Consider the following 20798-nt stretch of genomic DNA (forward strand, 5'->3'; position numbering starts at 1 on the left):
CCTGCGGCGCAGGCGTGGCTCCTGTTCGGGATACTGCGCCGGCGGGGTGAAAGTTGTCCAGACTGGAGACAGGCCGCAGGCAGGCTGCAGGCAGGTCACTGGGACGCGGCGGGCGCGGGCTGGCAGGCGGTGCGGACGTCCTGGACGAACAGCTCCACCGCGCGCCGGTGGACCTGGCTGCGCCGGGTGGCGAGCGAAAACGCCGAGTGCCAGCGCAGCTGCGGATGGCTCAGCTCGCGCAGCCGGCCCGCGCGCACCCGGCTTTCGGCATAATGCACCGGCAGCGGGCCCAGGTAATGGCCGGTTTCGATCAGCATCGCCATCGCCTCCATATTGGCAACCACCGCCTGGGGGTCGGGGCTGCCGAGGTCGGGGGAAACCAGCATGTCATAGGAACGCTGGCAAAGCGGGTGCCGGGCGATCTCCTGCGGGCTGACCTGGTGCTGCGGCTGGGTGAACAGCGGGTGGCCCTGGCCGCAATACAGCCGGTGCTCCTCGCTGCACAGCGCCTCATACGCCAGGTCGGCAATCTGATTGCGGAACGGCGCGATGGCCGCGTGCAGCGCGCCGGTGATCAGCTGCTGGGTCAGGTCTGAGGGCGGGGCGACAACGATTTCCAGCTGCACGCCGTTCGGGCGGGAGAGGAATTTCTGCAACGCTCGCGGCAGGTTGAGACCGGGCAGGCTGCTGACCGCGTCCACCACGCCGATGCGCAGGCTGCCGGTGACGGCATCGCGCAGCTCCAGCAGTTCGGCGTCGAAATCGCGGGCGCTGCGCAGGATTTCGCGGGCCTTGCGGTAGGCGATTTCGCCCCTTTCGGTCAGGCGGAAACCGCCGCGGCCGCGCTCGCAGACCCGGTAGCCGAGCGAGGTTTCCAGGTCGCGGATGCGGATGCTGATCGCCGGCTGGGTGATCCCCAGCGCATATTGCGCGTCAGAGAACCCGCCGCAGTCGGCAACAGTGACAAAGGTTTCCAGCAGCGTGTTGCGCAGCAGTTTCATGGCGCTGATCCTCCCCGGCTGACATGGCGGTAATACATTAAGAACGTTTATGTGACGATAAGCATCATGATATTCTTTCATGAAAGCGTCCGTGCTCAACTGCCCTGAAACCTGGCTATGGAGACGCGGATGTCTGCACACAGTTACGAAACCGGCCGCCTGAACCTGCCCTTTGTCGGCATCGCCACCTTCGGCAAGAAGCCCTATGTGGAGGATTGGGACAGCATCAACGCCGACGTGGCGATCCTGGGCGCGCCCTTCGACTTCGGCTGCCAGTTCCGCTCCGGCGCCCGCTTTGGCCCGCGGGCGGTGCGCGAGGCCTCGACACTGTTCAGCTTCGGCCATGCCGGCGCTTATGACCACGAGGATGACGCCACCTACCTGGGCGCGGATGTGCGGATCGTCGATCTGGGCGATGCCGACATCATCCACACCAAGACTGAAGAGAGCCACGCCAACATCGAATACGGCGTCAAGAAGATCCTGGAGGCAGGCGCGCTGCCGGTGACCATCGGCGGCGATCATTCGATCAATATCCCCTGCATCAGCGCCTTTGCGGAAGATTGCGCGAAAAACGGCCCGATTCATGTGGTCCAGATCGACGCGCATCTGGACTTTGTCGACGAGCGCAAGGGCGTCACTGACGGCCACGGCAACCCGATGCGCCGCGCGATCGAGAAGGACTATGTCTCCGGCATGACCCAGCTGGGCATCCGCAACGTGTCCTCCACCGCCAGAGAAGGCTATGCTGACGCGCGTGAACGCGGCTCTGACATCCTGTCAGTGCGGCAGGTGCGCAAGCTGGGCACCGGGGCAGTGCTGGACCGCATCCCCAAAGGTGCGCGCTATTATGTGACCATCGACATTGACGCCTTCTGCCCCTCGATCGCGCCCGGCACCGGCACCCCCAGCCACGGCGGGTTCCAGTATTATGATGTGCTGGAAATCCTGCAGGGCCTGTCCAAGCGCGGCGATGTGGCGGGTATCGACCTGGTCGAGGTCGCCCCGGCCTATGACCCCTCCGAAAGCACCCAGATCCTGGCCGCGCAGCTGTTGCTGAACTTCATCGGCTTCATTTTTCACAACAGGGGATAAGGGCCTGCTCCCGGTGCTGTGCCAGGCCGGGCGGCAGAGGCTGACGTATCAGCGGTCCATCTTGCCTTCTGCAAACGCCCGGGCGGCTGCCACGGCCTCCGGGTCGGGCTCCACCCCGGTGAATCCCAGCAGATAGCCCTCCAGCCGGGCGGTGCGGGCCTGCATCGGCTCGCGCACCTCCAGCGCGTGGTAGCCGCATTGCATGAAGTAGAGGATACGGGCACGGGCGTCGGCCTCATAGGGCGTATAGCCGTGGCGCTCGAACATGGCGGTCACCGCCTTGAGCCGCAGCGCGTCCGCCGCGTCGATCCGGTTGCGCACCTTGCCGTCGCGCCGCGACCATTCGCGCACCGCAAAGTCCAAGGACGCGTCGAACAGCGCTGGATCGACGAAGCAGCGGAAGAAGTTGCAGACCGCCCAGGTGATATTGTCAGCTGGCAATTCGCAATGGGTCAGGACCGGTGCGGTGTTGCGCGCCTCCCAATCGTCCAGCAGCGCCTCCAGCAGGTGTTTGCGGCTTTTGAAGTACCAGTAGAAGCTGGAACGCGAGACGCCCAGACGCTCGCCGATGGCCAGCACCTTGACCCCCGCCACCCCGTCGCTGACCAGAAGATCGCGGGCCACGTTCAGCCAGTCCTCGGGGGTGACTTTCACGTGGCCGCTGAGCGGTTCCTTGTCCGGGTTGTCCCGGTGCAGCACGGGGGCGGCGCGTCTGGCCATGTCAGCTCTCCGGCGGTGCGCCGCCCTCGGCGGTGCGTTTGGCGATGAAGGCTTGCAGCGCTTCAGCGCGGGTTTCATCTGTTTGGGGCCGGTTATCATGGGCCAGGATGTCCTTCCAGACCCGGGTGGCGCGGCTGTTGGCATCCAGGCTGCCGCGATCGGTCCAGGTGCCGAAATTGGCGTAGTCATGCACAACCGGCTGGTAGAACGCTGTGCTGTAGCGTTCCATCGTCTGGGGCGCGGCAAAGAAATGCCCCTGCGGCTCCACTTGCGACAGCGCGCTGGCGTAGCCGATTTCCTCCGTCCCCGCCTGGGCGCCTGCACAGAGTTCGGCGATCATGTTGAGAACCTCGGCGTCGGTGATCAGTTTTTCGTAAGAGACCGACAACCCGCCCTCCAGCCAGCCGGCCGCGTGGATGATCACGGTGGCGCCCGCCATCAGGCAGCCCCAGAGGCCCATCTGGTTTTCATTGGCGGCCTGCACGTCGTTGCAATTCGAGGCCGACCCTGCGGCGGACCGCCAGGGCAGGCCGAGGAAGCGCGCCAGCTGGCCAGCCGCCAGCGAGGCCTGGAAATGCGCAGGCGTGCCAAAGGCAGGTGCGCCGGATTTCATGTCCACGTTGGAGGTGAAGGTGCCGTAACACACCGGCGCGCCGGGCTTGGCAAGCTGGGTCAGGGTGATGGCGGCCAGAACCTCGGCATGGCTGAGGGTGATGGCCCCTGCAACCGTGATCGGTGCCATTGCGCCCATCAGTGTGAAGGGGGTGACAATCGAAACCTGCCCGTGGCGGGCAAAGTCGATCAGACCTTGCGCCATCGGAATGTCCAGCGTGCGCGGGCTGTTGGTGTTGATGATGGTATAGCAGCGCGGTTCCGCCATGAATTCCGCATCTGTCAGCCCGCGGAAGTCGCGGATCATCTCGAAACAATCCATCACCTGCGGCGTGCCGCGCGAGAAGATGAAGGGGAACTTGTCCGTCCGGGTCATCTGCGCCTCGGTGGTGAAGTAATGGCGCAGGTGAATAGAGACGTCCTGCGGCTCCACCTGGGGCGAGATCATGTGGAAGACGTCGAAGTGATGGGTGAGCTGCAGGTATTCCAGGTAATCCCGGGCTGAGCCGGGGCGGCGGCCGCGCTCCAGATCGGTGGCATTGGGGGCGCCTGCACCGGCCTGGAACACCAGGCTGCCCAGCTCCAGCGTGATGTCGCGCGCCCGCGCACCTGCCCGGCAGGTGATCGAGCGGGGGGCGGTAGCCAGTGCCGCCTCCACCATATCGCGGCCGATAAAGACCATCTCCGCATCGTCATCGATGCGGGCGCCGCCCTTGGCATAAATCCGGCGCGCTTCGGGCAGCAGCACCTTCATGCCCAGCTCTTCCAGTATGTTCAGCGCGGTTTCATGCATGTCCGCGATCTGATGCGCCGGAAAAACCTCCATCAGCGGAAAGGGGTTCTTCAGCTGACGGTAATTCACCTGGCGTTTCAGGGCCTGGGCCGCAGCGGATTTACGGCCGCGCCGCCGGGCAGAGGGTTCAGGGGTCATGCCGGGGTCTCCGCTGGGTGAAAACGCACCATCTGGCGCGTCACATTGTCAAAATTCGCGTTCACGCCCAGTTGCGGCGGTGCGGTCAGCTCAACACGGCTGGTGCGGGTGAGAATGGCGTGTGCGGCGATGCGGGTTTCCATCCGCGCCAGCGCGGCACCGAGGCACATGTGCGCTCCCTGGCCAAAGGCGAGGTGCCGGTTCGGGCTGCGGTCCGGCTTGAAATCATCCGGGTCATCAAACACCGCCGGGTCGCGGTTGGCTGCGGTCAGCCAGACCACCACGCGGGCGCCCTTGGGGATGGTGACGCCGTGCATTTCCACGTCCTGCAGCGCAAAGCGGTCGATATTGCGGATCGAGTTGCGCATCCGCAGGGTTTCCTCAACCGCGCCATCGGCCAGGGCGGGGTCCGCGCGCAGCCGGGCGGCCTGATCCGGGAAAGCATCCAGCAGCCGCACGAAATTGGTGATCAGGTTGGTGGTGGTTTCGTTTCCTGCCAGCAAAAGAAGCATCGCCATCGACAGCAATTCAGCCTCGGAGAGCTGTTCGCCTTCCGGGCCGGCGTTGCGGAAGGCGGCAAACAGTGCCTCGCCGCCCCAGCCGGGGCGCGAGAGGAAGTCGCGGAAATAGGCAGTCATCTCCCCTCCGGCCAAGCGCCCCCGCTCGGCCAGCGCCGGATCCAGCTCCGGCAGCCAGGTGACCGCGCCGGAGTTGTCGCCCAGCACCGCGGTCCATTGCCGGATCTGATCCATGTCTTCCGGCGGCAGGCCAAGGACTTCGCAGATCATGGCAACGGTGATTTGCGCGGCGAAATCCTCGACCAGGTCGAAATCCCCGGTTTGCAGCGCGATCTCCATGCGTGTGTCCACCACATTTTGCACTGCCGGGCGCAGGGCTTCGTTCGCCTTGGCCATAAAAGCCCGGTTGGCGATCATCCGGAGGCGGCGGTGCTTGTCCCCGCTTGCGGAAATCATGTTGTTGAACAGGAAGCTGAGGTTGGCGTCTGCCATGTCGCCGCCGCCCTGCAGGCCGCGGTCGGAGGAGAAGACATCCGGTGACAGCAGCACCTGGCGCACATCTTCGTAGCGGAAGATGTGCCAGCTGTCAGTCAGGCCCGGGGACAGGTGATACACCGGGTGTTCTTCCCGCATAAAGGCCAGAACCGGATAAGGATCAGCCCTGAATTCCGGGCTGGTGAGCGCGTTGAACTGATTCAGGAAGGACATGGGGTTAAACCCGCATTGCCGTGCCGGCGGGGTCGTAGGGGGAGGGGGCAATCACGCGTGCGGAACGTTCCTGGCCGACGATATGCACGGTCAGTTCCTTTCCTTCCGCAGCTGCATCCCGATCCACCATCGCCATGGCGAGCGATTTGCCCACGGTGTGCCCATAGCCGCCGGAAGTCACAAAGCCGACGCGGGTTTCGCCCTGCCAGACCGGCTCAAAGCCGCTGGCATCGGCGTCCGTGGCGTCCACCTGTAATGTCACCAGCACCTGCGCCGGGCCGCCTGCCTGGCGCTCTTTCAGCGCCGCATCGCGGCCGATGAAGTCCTTGTCCCAGTCGATCCAGCGGTCCATGCCGGTTTGCGCGGCGGTGTAGCCTTGGGTGAATTCGGCGCTCCAGATCCCAAAGCTCTTTTCCAGCCGCAGGCTCAGGAGTGCGTTGAAGCCGACCTCGCGGATGCCGAGGTCCGCGCCAGCCTCCAGCAGGGTTTCGCGCAGGGTGATGTGTTCGGCGGCGGAGCAGTGGAGTTCATAGCCCAGTTCCCCCGCGACCGAGAGGCGGCCGACCTTGAGGCGCAGCATGCCGATGTCGAACGTGCCGCAACCCATGAAAGGCAGGTCAGCGATGGGGCCGTCTGTCAGCTTTTCCAGCACCTTACGGCTGTTCGGCCCGGAGAGGCTGAAGCCGGTGACGGCATCGGTCACGTCCCGCACCCCGACGCCCTCGCCCATGTGGTCCTGGAACCAGCGCAGGTGCCATTCGCGCAGGTAGTAGCTGCCCATGATCCACCATCTGCCATCGCCCCAGTTGAAGACGGTCAGATCGCCCTTGAGGCGGCCCTCGGGCGACAGCATCGGTGCCAGCTTGGCGCGGCCCGGTGCGGGGAGTTTTGAGGCCATGATACGGTCAAGCCAGGCCTCGGCCCCTGCGCCCGAGATTTCGAACCGGGAAAAGGCGGAGATGTCCAAAAGGCCGACGGCCTCGCGTACCGATTTGCAATCATCCGCAACGATGCCGAAGGCGTTGGAGCGTTTCAGGGTCGGGGTTTCGGCGAAGTCTTCCGAGGGCGCAAAATAGAGCGGGATTTCAAGCCCGTAGCTGGCGCCCCAGCGGCAGCCTGCGCGGGTCATGTCCGAATAGGCGGGGGCCTTTTTCAGCGGACGGCCTGCGGGCAGCTGCTCGTTCGGGTAGGTCATCACGAAGCGGCGGGTGTAGAACTGGCCGGTGGTTTCCTTGATGAACCGCTTGTTCTGAGCGTAGTCGCCGAAGCGGGCCACATCCATGCCAAAGACATCCGCCTCCGGCTCTCCGTGGATCATCCATTCGGCCAGCGACTTGCCAACGCCGCCGCCCTGCAGGAAGCCCGCCATCACGCCGCAGGCGCACCAGTAGCCGGGCTTGCCGCGCACCGGGCCGACCAGCGGGTTGCCGTCGGGCGCAAAGGTGAAGGCGCCGTTGACCCAGGTTTTGACGCCAGTGGTTTGCAGGGCCGGGTAGCGTTCAAAGCCGAGGGTGAGTTCGCGTTCGATGCGGTCCGGGTCTTCCTGCTGCAGTTCGAAGCCGTATTCCCAAGGGGCCCCGTCCATCATCCAATGCTCGTGGTCGATCTCGTAGATGCCCAGAAGGATTCCCTTCTGGTCCTGCCGCATATAGGTGAAGCCCTCCAGATCCACGGTCATTGGCACCTCGAAGTCGAGCTGTTCCAGTTCGGGGATGGTGTCGGAGATCAGGTAGTGGTGGTTAAGCGGCGACACCGGCAATTCGATCCCCGCCATGCGGCCCACTTGCTTGGCCCAGAGGCCCGCGGCATTGACCACATGTTCGGCGTGGATGGTGCCCTTTTCGGTGACAACCTGCCAGCCGCCCGCGACCTGATGCAGCTCCAGAACGCGGTTGTGTTCTATCACCTCCGCACCGCGTTTCCTGGCGGCCCCGGCATAGGCGTGGACGGTGCCAGTAGTGTCGACATACCCCTCCCGGTCGGCCCACATGCCGCCGAGGATGCCCTCGGTGGACATGATCGGGCACAGCTCGCCCGCTTCCTGCGGGGTGATCAGGCGGCAGTCGTCGATGCCGATCGACTGGAAGGTGCGGTAGGCAGATTGCAGCCATTCCCAGCGGTCCGGCGTGCCCGCCAGCGTCATGCCGCCGGTCATGTGCATGCCGACGGACTGGCCGGACTCCTGTTCGATCTCGGACAGGAGGTCGATGGTATAGGCCTGCAGCGAGGCGATGTTCGGGTCCGCGTTCAGCGCGTGAAAGCCGCCCGCGGCGTGCCAGCTGGAGCCGGCGGTCAGCACCGAACGCTCAATCAGGCAGACGTCGGTCCAGCCGAACTTGGCCAGGTGATAAAGGACGGAGGCGCCGACAACGCCGCCCCCGATGACAACGGCACGATAGTGCGTCTTCATGGCTTTGCTCCCTGTCTGACACCGCCGGGTCAGCGGGGAGCCTCCCCGAATCCGCCCTTTGGACATTTCTGTCCAATTCATCGGCGATCCTGGACAGTCTTGTCCAGAGAAATCTTGCGCGGGCGGTATCAGGCGCGGGACAGGGTCAGAGATCCAGCTCGATCGTGTCCGTTGCCGGAACGGCGCAGCAGATCAGCGCGCTGCCGTCCTCGGGCGCGGCGGAGGGCGGGGTGCGGTAGGCGAGTTCGCCTGCGAGAAGCCGGGTGGCGCAGCTGCCGCAATTGCCTGCACGGCAGCTGAACTCCGGCGTCAGCCCGTGGCGTTCGGCCAGCTCCAGCAGGGTGCCGTCCGCCGGGGTCCAGGGCTGTTCGAAACCGGATTTCGTGAAGCGGACGATGGCAGAGTCTGCTTCGGGAACAGCGTCCTGGAGGTTCGGTGCGTCTGTGGCGCGTTTCAGCGCGGACGGCCCGAAAGCCTCGGCATGGATATCAGCGTCCTTGACCCCAAGGCCCAGCAGCCCGTCATAGGCCGCCTGCATGAACCCGCCCGGGCCGCAGAGGTAGATATCGGCGTCCGCCGGCGGCAGCACCTTTTGCAGGACGCCTGCGGTGAGCCGTCCGGTGAGATCGAAGTCCCGGCCTGCCGTGTCCGTCGCAGCGGGCGCGCTGATCAGCGAGACATAGCGGATCTGGCCGCCGGAGGCCTGCTCAAGTCTGCGGAACTCGCGGGCAAAGGCGCGCTCCCCCAGGGTGCGGGCCGCGTGCAGAATGGTCAGCGGGCGCAGGTGCCGGGTGCGGACCCCCTCCCGCAGCGCATGGCGCGCCATGGCGATCATCGGGGTGACGCCGACGCCGCCGGCGATCAGAACCGCCGGGCGGTCCTCTGCGGTGTCGAGGAAGAACCCGCCGCGGGGCGCCTTGGCCTCGATCACGGCGCCTGTTTGCAGGTGAGCGTGCAGGTGGCGGGACACGGTGCCGGTCTCCTCGCGCTTGACCGAGATGCGGTAGTGGCCCTCGCCGGGGGCGGAGGACACGGTGTAGGTCCGCACCAGCGGCTTTTGTGCATCGGGCGGCGTGATGCGGATGGTCAGGAACTGCCCGGCCTCAAAGGGCAGCAGCGGCCCGCCGTCCTCCGGCTCCAGGTAGAAGGAGCGGATCACGGTGCTTTCCATCTCTGTCCGGGTCACCCGGTAGCGGCGCCAGGTGCTGCGCTGCTGTTCCAGCTGCGCGCGGGCCTCAACCTCTGCCCAGGTTCCGGTCATCAGCGTATTGGGTGAAAACGCACCGCGTTCGGCGCGCAGGGGCAGGATGCCTTCCAGCCAGGTGCCCTTGTGCAGGGTGAACCGCCAGCCGCGCTCAGCACCGTCGAAGGCGGTGACCTCCGGATGCGTCTCGTCCAGCAGCTCGACAGTGCCGGTGAGCAGCAGCAGGCTGCCGGTGGTGAAATCCGGGAACACCAGGCCCGCGCGCGGGTTCAGCAGGAAATTCCCCAGCGTGTTGAAGTGGTTGTTGCCCGGGAAGTCGGGGATGGTCAGGCGGTTGCCGTCGATGCGGACAAAGCCGGGCCGCCCGCCGCGGTGCGAGACATCGACGCCTTCGCGTTCCGGGCGGCTGGCGGCGGGGATGTGGCTGGCGACAAAGAACATGTCGGCCCCGGCGATCAGCGCGGTATGGCTGCTGCCGAAATCTGTGAAGTGCTGAGGCTGAGCGGGGGCGTGTTCTTTTACAGGTTCCAGCCCGCGCAGCTGGATGTATTGCGGGCAATTGCCGAAGGACTGGTCGACCCGCAGCGTAAAGCCATCAGGTCCGGCGGCAGACACCCGGCCGTTGACCCGGTTGCGGCGGCGGCTGTGCAGTTCGATCCCAAGCATCCCAAGCGCGGCGCCTCTGCGGACCGCGGCCTGCACCGGATCGCGGGTATCCGGCTGCAGCGCGATATCCAGGTGCTGCGGGTCCGGCGAAGCGGCAAAACCGGGCGGGCCGGCCAGCAGGCTTGCCCAGGGCCAGCCTTCGCTGTCCACGGCACCCGCTGCCAGGACCGGCAGCTGGGCATAAAACAGCCGGTGCTGGTCCGGCATGAAGGAGCGGATCACCCGGCGGCCAAAGGTCTCCATCATCTCGCGCTTGCCGGCGCGGTGCTGCATTTCCTGTTCGCCTTCGTGGAAGGGGGAGGGGGTGTTTGCATCGAGGGGAGTCATGGAAACCTCCTGGTGTCTGAGACGGGTTCGCGGCGGCCCGTGAAAAGGCCGCCGCGCTGGGGCAGGGCGCGATCAGGCTGCCAGGCCGACCTTGGTGATGGGCATCGGCTTGAAGCCCTTCAAGCCTTCGATATTGGCCAGCAGGGCGCGCACGTTGGGGTAGGGCTCCAGCGAGATGCCGCCTTCGGGCGCGTGGGCGACATAGGAATAGATCGCCACGTCGGCGATTGTGGGGGCGTCGCCGACCAGGAAGCTGCGGCCCTCCATATGGGCGTCGATCTTGCCCAGCACGCGGGCCGCAACGGTGGCGCAGAACTCAGCATCGAGCGGCGCATTGAAGACGTTGATCAGCCGTGCCGCCGCCGGGCCGAATGCGATCTCACCCGCGGCCAGGGTCAGGAATTTCTGCACTTCGGCTTCCTTCACCGGATCGGCGGGCAGCCAGGCCGGGGCGTATTTGCGGGCGAGGTAGACCAGGATGGCGTTTGAATCGGACAGCACGGTCCCGCCGTCCTCGATCACCGGCACCTGGCCCGCGGGGTTCAGCGCCAGGAACGGCGGCTGTTTGTGCTCGCCCGCGGCAAGGTCGACGGTGACGACGTCATGGGCGATCCCGGCGAGGCTGGCGAACAGCTCCACCCGGTGGGAATGGCCGGACAGGGGGAAGCCGTGGATGCGGATGGAATGGGGCATGTCTTGGGTCCTTTTGCTTGGCATGTGCCGTGGGTTTGTGAAGACACCCGGAAGATACGCTGCGTTACGGTTGGCGATAATATTCCTTGTTGTGGAATAATTATGTACGGTACGTTCATAAACAGGGCGACTGGAGCACCCGCGATGGACAAGCTGGACTGTATGCGCACCTTTGCCGCGGTGGCGGCGCAAAGCTCCTTTACCGGCGGCGCCCGGCAGGTGGGGATCAGCACCAAGCTGGCCAGCAAATACGTCGCCCGGCTGGAGGAGCAGCTGGGCGCGCAGCTGCTCAACCGGACAACCCGCAAGGTGACGCTGACCGACACCGGCCGGGCCTATCTGGAGCGCTGCCTGCCGCTGCTTGATCAGTTCGACGAGCTGGAGGACGTGGTGCAGCTGCGCCAGCAGGAGCTGGCAGGCCCGGTCCGCATCACCGCGCCCACCGGCCTGGGCAGCCGCGAGCTGGTGGAGGCGCTGCAGCCCTTCCAGCAGGCGCACCCCAAAGTGGCGGTGGAGCTGGTGCTGTCGGACCGCCACCTGCCGATTCTGGAGGAGGGGGTGGATCTGGCAATCCGGTTTGGCGCGCTGCGGGATTCGACGCTGGTGGCGCGCAAGCTGTGTACCATGCGGCGGGTGGTGGTGGCCTCGCCGGAGTATCTGGCGGCGCATGGCGAGCCTGCCGAGCCGGAGGCGTTGGCCACCCACAACTGCCTGCTGCTCACCACCGCGCCGCAGCCGGACGTATGGGCGTTCGGACGCGGCAGCGGGGCGGGAACCATCACCGTCGGCGGCAGCTTCAGGGCCAACTCGCCGCGGGCGGTGGCGCATATGGCGGCGGGCGGGCTGGGCATTGCCCGCTGCCCCCATTACACCGCGCTGCCGTTTCTGCAGGACGGCAGGCTGCAAGTGCTTTTCGAAAAACAGGAAACCGATCCGATCACGCTGTATGCGGTGTATCCGCCCAGCCGCCATCTGACGGCGCGGATCCGTGCCTTGATCGACCATCTGGCGGCCCATTTCGGGCCGGGCTGACCGGTGCGTCCCGCATCGCCTTTCCGCCAGTGTTTCAGCTTTCTGCAAATACTCCGGGGAGCGCGAGGGGCCGGCCCCTCGCATCCGCCGCTGCCGCATATGAAGGGGCAGCCGGTAAATACGGCAACAATATTGCCCTATTTATTTTATGCTTGAAATAATAATCCAAGACTGCGTAGGCTCACCTTCAGGGCTGGCGCAAGATCAGCCGGGGAGATGCGGGCTTATGGCGGTCTTGGCTTCTGCGGCTGCCGCGGTAAAGTCGTAAGCATTTGATCAAGAACCCTGGTTTTGGGCCGGGGCACATTCTGGGAGGATTGAACGATATGAAGACCATTCGGATGCTGGCGATGGCGGCCGCAATTCCGGCGCTGGCAACGGCCGCGCAGGCGGAGACAAAAATCGGCATGATCACCACCCTGTCCGGCGGCGGCGCGGGGCTGGGCGTGGATGTGCGCGACGGATTTATGCTGGCGATCGAACAGGACGGCCGCGACGGCGTCGAGGTGGTGATCGAGGACGATCAGCGCAAGCCCGACGTGGCGGTGCAGATCGCCGACCGGATGATCCAGTCCGAGAAGGTGGACATCATGACCGGCATCATCTGGTCCAACCTGGCAATGGCGGTGGTGCCTGCTGCAACCGCGCAGAACGTGTTCTACCTGTCGCCGAACGCCGGCCCCTCGGCCCTTGCGGGCAAGCGCTGCCATCCGAATTACTTCAACGTCGCCTGGCAGAACGACAACCTGCACGAGGCTGCGGGCGCCTATGCCAATGAGGCGGGGCTGAAGAACAGCTTTATCCTGGCGCCGAACTACCCGGCGGGCAAGGACGCGCTGACCGGCTACAAGCGGATGTACGACGGCGAGCTGGCCGGTGAGATCTACACCAAGCTGGGCCAGACCGATTATGCCGCTGAAATCGCACAGATCCGCGCTTCGGGCGCCGACTCGGTCTATTTCTTCCTGCCCGGCGGCATGGGGATTTCCTTCCTCAAGCAGTATGCAGGCAGCGGCGTCGATCTGCCGGTGGTCGGCCCGGCGTTCTCCTTTGACCAGGGTATCCTGCAGGCGGTGGGTGATGCCGCGCTGGGGGTGAAGAACACCTCGCAGTGGAACAAAGACATCGACAATGAGGCCAACGCCGAATTTGTCGCCTCCTTCCAGGAAAAATACGGCCGTCTGCCCTCGCTGTACGCGAGCCAGGGCTTTGACACCGCCAACCTGATCCTGAGCGCGCTGGACAAGGCGGAGCCCGGCGACCAGGACGCGTTTCGGGCGGCGCTGAAGGCGGCGGAGTTCGCCTCCGTGCGCGGTGACTTCAAATTTGGTGACAACCACCACCCGATCCAGGACATTTATGTCCGCGAAGTGATCAAGGAAGGCGATGTCTTTACCAACAAGATCATCGCCACCGGCCTGAAAGACCACGCCGACGCTTATGGCGGCGAGTGCAAGATGTAAGCTAAGCCTCTGAGCGGAGACGCCCTGTCCGGCGTCTCCGCAAGCGGTCAAGCTTCCCCGCGGAAATCCGAAAATGACTTATATTCTTGTTCTGGAGCAGATCCTGAATGGGCTCCAGCTCGGGGTGATGCTGTTCCTGATGGCAGCCGGGCTGACGCTGGTGTTCGGGGTGATGGGGCTGATCAACCTCGCCCATGGTTCGCTATATATGGTGGGCGCCTTTGCCGCTGCTGCAGTGGCGGGCTGGACCGGCTCCTTCGTGCTGGCGCTGGCGGCCAGCCTCGCTGCCGCCGCCGCCGCGGGTGCGCTGATGGAGCTGGTGGTAATCCGGCGCCTGTACCGGCGGGACCATCTGGATCAGGTGCTGGCGACCTTTGCGCTGATCCTGATCTTTTCCGAAGGCACCCGCTGGCTGTTCGGCTCCTTCCCGCTGTTCCTGGATGTGCCGTCCTATCTGTCGGGGCCTGTCAGCCTGCCGGGGGGGATTGAATATCCGCTGTACCGTCTGACCATCATCCTGATCGGATTGGGCATTGCCGCCGGGCTGTTCCTGCTGATCGCCCGCACCCGCATCGGCATTCAGATCCGTGCAGGCGAGGCCGACCGCGAGATGATTGCCGCGCTCGGCGTCGATATTTCCAAGCTTTACACGCTGGTCTTTGCCCTTGGCGCGGCGCTGGCCGGGCTGGCGGGGGCGCTGGTGGGCGCGATCCAGTCTGTGCAGGTCGGCATGGGTGAGCCGGTTCTGATCCTGGCCTTTGTGGTGATCGTGATCGGCGGCATCGGCTCCATCAAGGGGGCCTTGGCGGGTGCGCTGCTGGTGGGGATGACCGATACTCTGGGCGGGGTTTTCCTGCCGCAGCTGTTCGGCTTGTTTCTGGACCCGGCCAGCGCGGCCTCTGCCGGGGCGTCGCTGGCGTCGATGCTGATCTATATCCTGATGGCGGCAATCCTCTTGGTGCGCCCCTCTGGCCTTTATGGAGGGAGCGCATGATGCTGACGCGCGAGAGCCTGCTCAACTGGGCGATGATTGCGGCGCTGCTGATCGTGCCGCTGGCAGCGTGGTCGCTGGATGAGCCCTTTATCATCACTTTGGCCACCAAGGCCGCGATCCTGGCGCTGGCGGGTGTGGGACTGAATATTGCCCTTGGCCTTGGCGGGCTGATCAGCCTGGGCCATGCGGCGTTCTTCGGGATTGGGGGTTATGCTATGGGCATCCTTGCCGCCCATGCCCAGAATTATGAGCCGCTGTTCGACTGGCCGTTCCTGTTTGAGGGCAGCAACCAGATGCCGCTGATCTGGCTGGTGGCGGTTGTGTTCAGCGCGCTGGCGGCGCTGGTGATCGGCGCGCTGTCCTTGCGCACCTCGGGTGTCTATTTCATCATGATCACCCTCGCCTTCGGGCAGATGCTGTATTACTTCGCGATCAGCTGGAGCGCCTATGGCGGCGAGGACGGGCTGTCGATCTGGGTGCGCAACGAATTTCCGGGTCTCAACACCCTCGATCCGATCCAGTTCTTTGCCATTGCCTATGTGATCCTGTGTCTGGCGCTGGTGTTTGCCGCGCGGCTGGCGCGCTCGCCCTTCGGGCTGGCGCTGGCGGCGGCGCGGCAGAATGAGGAGCGGGTGCAGGCGGTGGGCCTGACGCCGTTTACTCTGCGGCTGACCGCATTCGTGATTTCCGGGGCCATCACCGGGCTGGCGGGGGCGCTGTTTGCCGATCTCAACCGCTTTGTCAGCCCCACCATGCTCAGCTGGCACACCAGCGGCGAGATCATGATCTTCGTGATCCTTGGCGGGGTCGGGCGGCTGTATGGCCCGGTCGCGGGGGCGGCGCTGTACATCATGCTGGAGCATCTCTTGGGCGGTGTCAGCGATTACTGGCAGATCTTCCTGGGCGTGCTGCTGCTGCTGATCGTGCTGTTTGCCCGCGGCGGGCTGATCGGGGCGCTGGCAGGACGGGAGAAGGCGCATGGCTGAGGCGGTTCTGAAAACCAAGGGCCTGTGCAAGAGCTTTGGCGCGCTGCAGGCAAGCAAAGATGTCTCGCTGGACCTGCGGCCCGGTGAAATCCACGCGCTGATCGGACCGAACGGGGCGGGCAAATCCACGCTGATCAAGCAGATCGCGGGCAATATCGCGCCGGACAGCGGCCAGGTGGAGCTGCTCGGCCGGGATGTCACCGCGCTGGACACCGTGGCGCGGGCGCGGATGGGGCTGGGGCGGACGTTCCAGATTTCGGCGCTGGCGATGGAATACACCGTGCTGCAGAACGCGGTGCTGGGGGCGCTGGGGGGCCGGGGCCGGCCGTTCCATTTCTTCCGCAACGTGATGAAGGATCCGGAGCTGCTGGCGCAGGCGCGCGACGCGCTGGAGCGGGTGGGGCTGACAGACGATGCAAACCGCCGCACCGCCGACCTGTCGCACGGCCAGCGCCGCCAGCTGGAGGTGGCGGTGGCGCTGACGCTGAAGCCCAGGCTGTTCCTGATGGATGAGCCGATGGCGGGCCTGGGCGCGGCCGGGTCCAAGGCGCTGACCGGGTTCCTGGATGGCTTGCGGCAGGAGGCGCCGATCCTGCTGGTGGAGCATGACATGGACGCGGTCTTTGCGCTGGCGGACCGGATCAGCGTGCTGGTCTACGGCCAGATCATTGCCACCGGCACCGCGGACGACATCCGCGCCAACGCCGAGGTGCGCCGCGCCTATCTGGGAGAGGAGGACGCCGCATGAGCCTGCTGACCTTACACGGCGTCGAGGCCTCTTACGGCCCGGCGCAGGCCTTGTTCGGCGTCGATCTGGAGATCGGCGAGGGCGAGGTGGTGGCGCTGATGGGCCGCAACGGGATGGGCAAATCCACCACCATCAAAACCATCTGCGGGATGCTGGGAACCTCCAAGGGGGAGCTGACGTTCGACGGCCATGACCTGCGCCAGCTGCCGTCTTACAAGATCGCGCGGCTGGGTGTCGGTCTGGTGCCCGAGGGGCGGCGCTGTTTTGCGCCGCTCACAGTGGAGGAGAACCTGATTGCCGCCGCCCGGCCCGGGCCCTGGGACATGAAGAAGGTCGCAGAGCTGTTCCCGCGGCTGGAGGAGCGGCGCAGCCAGACCGCCGGATCGCTGTCGGGCGGCGAGCAGCAGATGCTGACCATCGGCCGCGCTCTGATGACCAATCCGCGGCTGCTGATCCTGGACGAGGCAACCGAAGGCCTGGCGCCGGTGGTGCGGCAGGAGATCTGGGCCGCGATCGGGCGGCTCAAGCGCGAGGCGGGGCTGGCCATTCTGGTGGTCGACAAATCGCTGAAGGAGCTGTCGGCCATCGCCGACCGCGCGGTGATCCTCAACAAGGGCAGCAACGCCTGGGGCGGCAGCATCGGCGAGCTGCCGGCAGAGGTGGCGGACCGGTATTTGGGGGTGTGACCCCCGGGGCCAGTCAACGGCGCCTTTGGGCGTAAAAGGTGATGCATTTTTGCAAGTTTTGAACCTTAGGAACGGCTGTTCCCGGCACCCTTCGGGCCTTTGGCCCGGCAGGCGGCGATTGGCGCTTGACCACGCGCCTGATCCTTACTAGCCCGCACTTACCCAGCAATACGTCAGGCAGAAATTGCAACCGCACATAGCGGAGATGGGACATGATTCTGCGACGTACTGCTGCGTCAGCTTGTGCCCTGCTGGCAGCCATGCCGGCACTGGCCGAAGTTGTCGAGCTTGAACAAATCAACGTAAACCAGCACAGCGGCGAGGGCTTCTTTGGCGAGAGCATCTCGCTGGAGACCGGCGCCATTGCCAAGACCGGCGACCCGATTGCGGAAACGCCGCGATCGGTGACGGTTGTGACCGCCCAGGAAATCGCTGCGCGCGGCGCCCAGAACGTGGAGCAGGCGCTGCAATACTCCGCGGGCATCGTCGGCGGCCAGTGGGGGCTGGACAACCGCGCTGACTGGTATCTGGTCCGCGGCTTCAGGGCCAGCACGCTGCATGACGGGCTGCCTGCCCGCTATGGCTTCTACAATGACACCAAGCCTGAGCCCTTCCTGCTGAACAGCATCGAAGTGCTGAAAGGGCCGGCCTCCGGCCTGTATGGCAGCGGCTCGGTCGGCGGGGTGGTGAACACCACCTCCAAAACCGCGGCGCAGGACGCCGAAAACCTGCTTCAACTGCAGGTTGGATCGCATGACCGCAAGCAGGTGGCCGCAGATGTCAGCGGTGATCTGAACGAGAGCGGCACCCTGCGCTACCGGTTTGTTGGGGTGCTGCGGGATGCCGAGACCCAGGTTGATCATTCGCAGGACGACGTGCTGGCGCTGGCGCCGTCCATCACCTGGCGGCCCAATGAGGATACCGAGCTGACGGTGCTGGCCAACTATCAGGAGACCGAAGGCAGCCCGCTGATCCAGTTCGCCTCGATTTATGGCACGCTGCTGCCTGCGACGGGGTTCGGCAATGGCGATTTCCTCCCCAGCAGCGTTTTTGTCGGTGAGCCGGGGTTCGACAGGTTCGACACCGAGCAGCGCGCCATCACCGCGATGTTCAAGCACCGGTTCAACACGGTCTGGAGCCTCAACGCCAATGCGCGCTATCTGGACGCCGAAGCCCTGTACCAGCACGCCTGGTGGGCTTTCGACAACACCGGCACCGGCCGGTACAATCCGGACGGCACCATCAACCGCACGTTCTACCGCGCGGAAAACCGGCTGAAGACCTGGGCAATCGACGCCTATGCCACCGCGGAATATGCGCTTGGCGGCTTTGATATGCGGACCTTTGCCGGGGTGAGCTACACCCGCGGGCATTATGACAGCGATACCGGTTATGGCGCCCAGGTTGGCCCCATCGACCCGTTCAACCCGGTCTATGCCGGCTATCCTTCGATCACCGTGGCAGACACGCCCGGCACCTCGATCACTGAGGCGGGCGCTTATGTCCAGCATCGCGCTTCCTACGACGGGCGGCTGTTCGTTGATCTGGGCCTGCGTTACGGCGACATCGAAACCGGGGCGAGCAACGGCAGCTTTGGCGCGACGAGCATCGCCGCCAAGGACAGCGAATGGACCACCAACGCGGCGGTTATGTACCGGTTCGGCAACGGCGTGGCCCCCTACATCAGCTATGCCGAAAGCTTCCGCCAGGATGCGATCGGCACCGATGTGAATGGGACCCCGTTTGAGCCGACACGCGGCGAGCAGGTAGAAATCGGCGTGAAATACCACCCGCTTGGTACCGATACGCTGCTGACGGCGGCGGTGTTCGACCTGACCAAGTCGAACCTGACGGTGGCCGATCCAGGCAATCCCGGCTTTCAGGTGCAATCGGGCGAAGCCACCGCCAAGGGGCTGGAGCTGGAAGCCTATCACCGGTTCGGCGATCTGACGGTTGATGCGGCCTATACCTATCTCGACACCGAAGATGCCGAGGGCGATTACATCGCCCAGGTGCCCAAGAACGCGGCGTCACTGTGGCTGAACTATGCGCCGCGGCAGGGCCAGTTGCAGGGTTGGACATTCGGGGCCGGGGTTCGCTACAACGGCGAGGCCTGGGGTGGGTCCAGCACCTACCTGACTCCGTCCTACACGCTGTATGACGCAGCGGTGTCTTACGGCCAGGACAACTGGCTGGTGTCGCTGAACGTGCGCAACCTGAGCGATGAACGCTATGTCACCACCTGTGCGGGCGGTGCCTGCTATTTTGGCGACGGGCGCAACGTGGCGCTGACGCTCTCCACCAAGTTCTGAGCCCTTCCGCAGCGGTTCAAAAAGGAAAAGGCCCGCGCACGGCGCGCGGGCCTTTTTTGCCGGGTCAGACACTGTGGCGGGTTTATCTTGAAAAGCTCATCGGCAGATTGAAGGTGAGCTGGCTGAGGCTGAGTTTCTTGGGGGGGAGGGGAATTTTCCGGCCCGCGTTACCGCCTGCAGCGCCGCCTGGTCAAACACGGCGCTGCCGGAGGATTTGGCAATCCGGTACCCGAGAAGCTGACCGGAGCGGGACACGGTGATCCGCACCACCGCTACGCCGCTGCCGCTGGCGCCAGAGGGGTAACGCTTGCGGCGTTCGATGCGGGCGCGGATTTTTGCGCCCCAGACCGCTTGCAGCCTGGCCCGCTGCCCGGCCTCGGCAGTGGCAGCAGCAGAGCCGCCCGCCTGCCCGGCCTGTGCGCCGCCGCCAGACCCGGCGGCGCGCTGCCCGGCCCGGCTGGCTGAAGTCTGCTCCGCCTTACGCGCCTGCTGCGGTTCGCGCGTGCGCTTGGGCTTCGGGCGCGGCTGCGGCTCAGGTTTTGCCTCCGGCTCAGGCTTTTGCTCAGGCGGCGGCGGGGGCGGCGTGGTGTCTATCTCCAGCGTTTCGGCAGGCGCGGGCCGGGCCAGTGCAATCTGCGCGGCCGCGCGCGGCGCCTGGGCCAGCTCGAACTGCGGTACCGCGGGCGCCGCGGAGACAGTAGGCGGCCGGGTCAGGTCTGGCTGCAGTTGCGGCACGGCCTGCGGCGGGCGCTGCCAGGCTTCGACCATTTCGGCCATGGTGGCATCCGCGGCCTGGACAGAGACCAGCGCATCGCCGCCCGCGCCGCTCGACTGTGTGCCGGAGCGGGGCGCGGCGGCGAACAGCGCGGCGTGGATCAGCGCGGCGATCCCGGCAAAGACGGTGAGTTCGGCGGCGCGTTTCATTGCGGGCGCACCGCCAGTTCGGCCCGGCTGAGCCCGGCGGCTGCCAGCTGCCGCAGGATCCGCGCCAGCACCGCGGCCTCCAGCCCGGCATCGGCCCGCAGCTGCACCGCGGCGCTGTCGGTGCTGGCGGCGGCCAGCCGGGCAATCGCCGCCTCGCCCCCGGCTCCGTCAAAGTGCATTTGGCCATCCGCATCAATATACAGCACAGCGTCTGCCTTGGCCTCGGTGTCCAGCGCGGCCTCGGGCGGGGTGACGTCGAAGGGCTCGGGCTGGGCCAGGCGGGAGGTCATCAGGAAGAAGATCAACAGCAGAAACACCACGTTGATCATCGGCACGATGGATTCAGCCCGCGGGCGGCGGGGGGGATCGGTCAGGTCCATGCGCGTCTCCTCATTCCACCAGCACGAAATTGGTGAAGCCCGCCTGCCGCAGCAGCGCGGTCACGTCGGTGATGCGCTGCAGGCTGGCCTTTTCGCGGCCGCGCAGCACCAGCAGGTCAGCCGGGGTTTCCATCAGCGGCGCCAGCGCCTGCGTCAGGTTGCTGCCGGCCACCGGAACGCCGTTGATGTCCAGATTGTTCGGCCCGATCCCGATCAGCCGCGGCGGGCCGGTGTAAGTGCCGCCCTGACCGGCCAGCGGCAGGTCCAGCACGGCCTCCATGCCAAAGCGCGAGGCCAGCATGAAGAACACCAAGAGCAGGAACACCACGTCGATCATCGGCGTCAGGCTCGGCTTGCGCCGGGGTTTGGCGGGCGGGTCCAGCAGCAT

General features: G+C 65.6%; 18 protein-coding genes. 8 read left to right on the top strand and 10 right to left on the bottom strand.

Translation table 11 applies throughout. The features are described 5' to 3' along the window. Positions 1-95: 95 nt before the first annotated feature. On the bottom strand, positions 96-1001 hold the full coding sequence (locus tag CAER_RS0102855) for a LysR family transcriptional regulator (RefSeq protein ID WP_027233994.1): 906 nt from the start codon (positions 999-1001) through the stop codon (positions 96-98). Positions 1002-1130: 129 nt separating this feature from the next. On the opposite strand from CAER_RS0102855, the gene speB reads away from it, so the two are divergent. Continuing rightward, the gene (speB, locus tag CAER_RS0102860) at positions 1131-2096 is read left to right on the top strand and encodes an agmatinase (protein WP_027233995.1); all 966 of its coding nucleotides are present in this window, start codon (positions 1131-1133) and stop codon (positions 2094-2096) included. Positions 2097-2144: 48 nt separating this feature from the next. On the opposite strand, the gene CAER_RS0102865 is transcribed toward speB, so the two are convergent. The 6 genes from CAER_RS0102865 to CAER_RS0102890 all read right to left on the bottom strand — a co-directional run bounded on the left by CAER_RS0102865 (position 2145) and on the right by CAER_RS0102890 (position 10885). Further along, positions 2145-2816 (bottom strand): TetR/AcrR family transcriptional regulator, encoded by a 672-nt coding sequence (locus CAER_RS0102865; RefSeq protein WP_027233996.1) that lies wholly within the window; start codon positions 2814-2816, stop codon positions 2145-2147. A 1-nt stretch (position 2817) separates the two neighbouring features. Then, a complete protein-coding gene (locus CAER_RS0102870) occupies positions 2818-4359 on the bottom strand; it encodes a trimethylamine methyltransferase family protein (RefSeq protein WP_027233997.1) in 1542 nt (513 codons plus the stop codon). Then, positions 4356-5585: a cytochrome P450 gene (locus CAER_RS28725; RefSeq protein ID WP_051357656.1), complete on the bottom strand. Its 1230-nt coding sequence runs from the start codon at positions 5583-5585 to the stop codon at positions 4356-4358. The genes CAER_RS0102870 and CAER_RS28725 overlap by 4 nt, the downstream gene beginning before the upstream one ends. 4 nt (positions 5586-5589) lie before the next feature. Beyond that, complete coding sequence (locus tag CAER_RS0102880; RefSeq protein WP_027233998.1) at positions 5590-7995, bottom strand: GcvT family protein; 2406 nt, start codon at positions 7993-7995, stop codon at positions 5590-5592. Between the two features lie 145 nt (positions 7996-8140). Beyond that, complete coding sequence (locus tag CAER_RS0102885) at positions 8141-10192, bottom strand: FAD-binding oxidoreductase (protein WP_027233999.1); 2052 nt, start codon at positions 10190-10192, stop codon at positions 8141-8143. Positions 10193-10264: 72 nt separating this feature from the next. Then, positions 10265-10885, bottom strand: a complete 621-nt coding sequence (locus tag CAER_RS0102890) for a glutathione S-transferase family protein (protein WP_027234000.1) — start codon at positions 10883-10885, stop codon at positions 10265-10267. 144 nt (positions 10886-11029) lie between these two features. Here CAER_RS0102890 and CAER_RS0102895 point away from each other — a divergent pair, with 144 nt between their 5' ends. The 7 genes from CAER_RS0102895 to CAER_RS0102925 all read left to right on the top strand — a co-directional run bounded on the left by CAER_RS0102895 (position 11030) and on the right by CAER_RS0102925 (position 19106). Further along, the gene (locus CAER_RS0102895; RefSeq protein WP_027234001.1) at positions 11030-11917 is read left to right on the top strand and encodes a LysR family transcriptional regulator; all 888 of its coding nucleotides are present in this window, start codon (positions 11030-11032) and stop codon (positions 11915-11917) included. A 326-nt stretch (positions 11918-12243) separates the two neighbouring features. Continuing rightward, positions 12244-13380: an ABC transporter substrate-binding protein gene (locus CAER_RS0102900; protein ID WP_027234002.1), complete on the top strand. Its 1137-nt coding sequence runs from the start codon at positions 12244-12246 to the stop codon at positions 13378-13380. Positions 13381-13453: 73 nt separating this feature from the next. After that, the gene (locus CAER_RS0102905; protein WP_027234003.1) at positions 13454-14374 is read left to right on the top strand and encodes a branched-chain amino acid ABC transporter permease; all 921 of its coding nucleotides are present in this window, start codon (positions 13454-13456) and stop codon (positions 14372-14374) included. Further along, a complete protein-coding gene (locus CAER_RS0102910; protein WP_036796821.1) occupies positions 14371-15360 on the top strand; it encodes a branched-chain amino acid ABC transporter permease in 990 nt (329 codons plus the stop codon). Before CAER_RS0102905 ends, CAER_RS0102910 begins: the two co-directional genes overlap by 4 nt. Then, complete coding sequence (locus CAER_RS0102915; RefSeq protein ID WP_027234005.1) at positions 15353-16108, top strand: ABC transporter ATP-binding protein; 756 nt, start codon at positions 15353-15355, stop codon at positions 16106-16108. Before CAER_RS0102910 ends, CAER_RS0102915 begins: the two co-directional genes overlap by 8 nt. Continuing rightward, the gene (locus CAER_RS0102920) at positions 16105-16794 is read left to right on the top strand and encodes an ABC transporter ATP-binding protein (RefSeq protein WP_027234006.1); all 690 of its coding nucleotides are present in this window, start codon (positions 16105-16107) and stop codon (positions 16792-16794) included. Before CAER_RS0102915 ends, CAER_RS0102920 begins: the two co-directional genes overlap by 4 nt. Positions 16795-17006: 212 nt before the next feature. Beyond that, on the top strand, positions 17007-19106 hold the full coding sequence (locus tag CAER_RS0102925; RefSeq protein WP_027234007.1) for a TonB-dependent siderophore receptor: 2100 nt from the start codon (positions 17007-17009) through the stop codon (positions 19104-19106). Positions 19107-19202: 96 nt separating this feature from the next. On the opposite strand, the gene CAER_RS27285 is transcribed toward CAER_RS0102925, so the two are convergent. Genes CAER_RS27285 through CAER_RS0102940 form a run of 3 tightly spaced genes read right to left on the bottom strand, consistent with a single transcriptional unit; the run spans position 19203 to position 20798 of the window. Beyond that, positions 19203-20030 (bottom strand): TonB family protein, encoded by an 828-nt coding sequence (locus CAER_RS27285; RefSeq protein ID WP_245597320.1) that lies wholly within the window; start codon positions 20028-20030, stop codon positions 19203-19205. After that, a complete protein-coding gene (locus CAER_RS0102935) occupies positions 20027-20410 on the bottom strand; it encodes an ExbD/TolR family protein (protein WP_027234008.1) in 384 nt (127 codons plus the stop codon). The genes CAER_RS27285 and CAER_RS0102935 overlap by 4 nt, the downstream gene beginning before the upstream one ends. Before the next feature lie 10 nt (positions 20411-20420). Beyond that, complete coding sequence (locus CAER_RS0102940) at positions 20421-20798, bottom strand: ExbD/TolR family protein (protein ID WP_027234009.1); 378 nt, start codon at positions 20796-20798, stop codon at positions 20421-20423.

The organism is Leisingera caerulea DSM 24564 (assembly GCF_000473325.1).
Classification (GTDB): Bacteria; Pseudomonadota; Alphaproteobacteria; order Rhodobacterales; family Rhodobacteraceae; genus Leisingera; species Leisingera caerulea.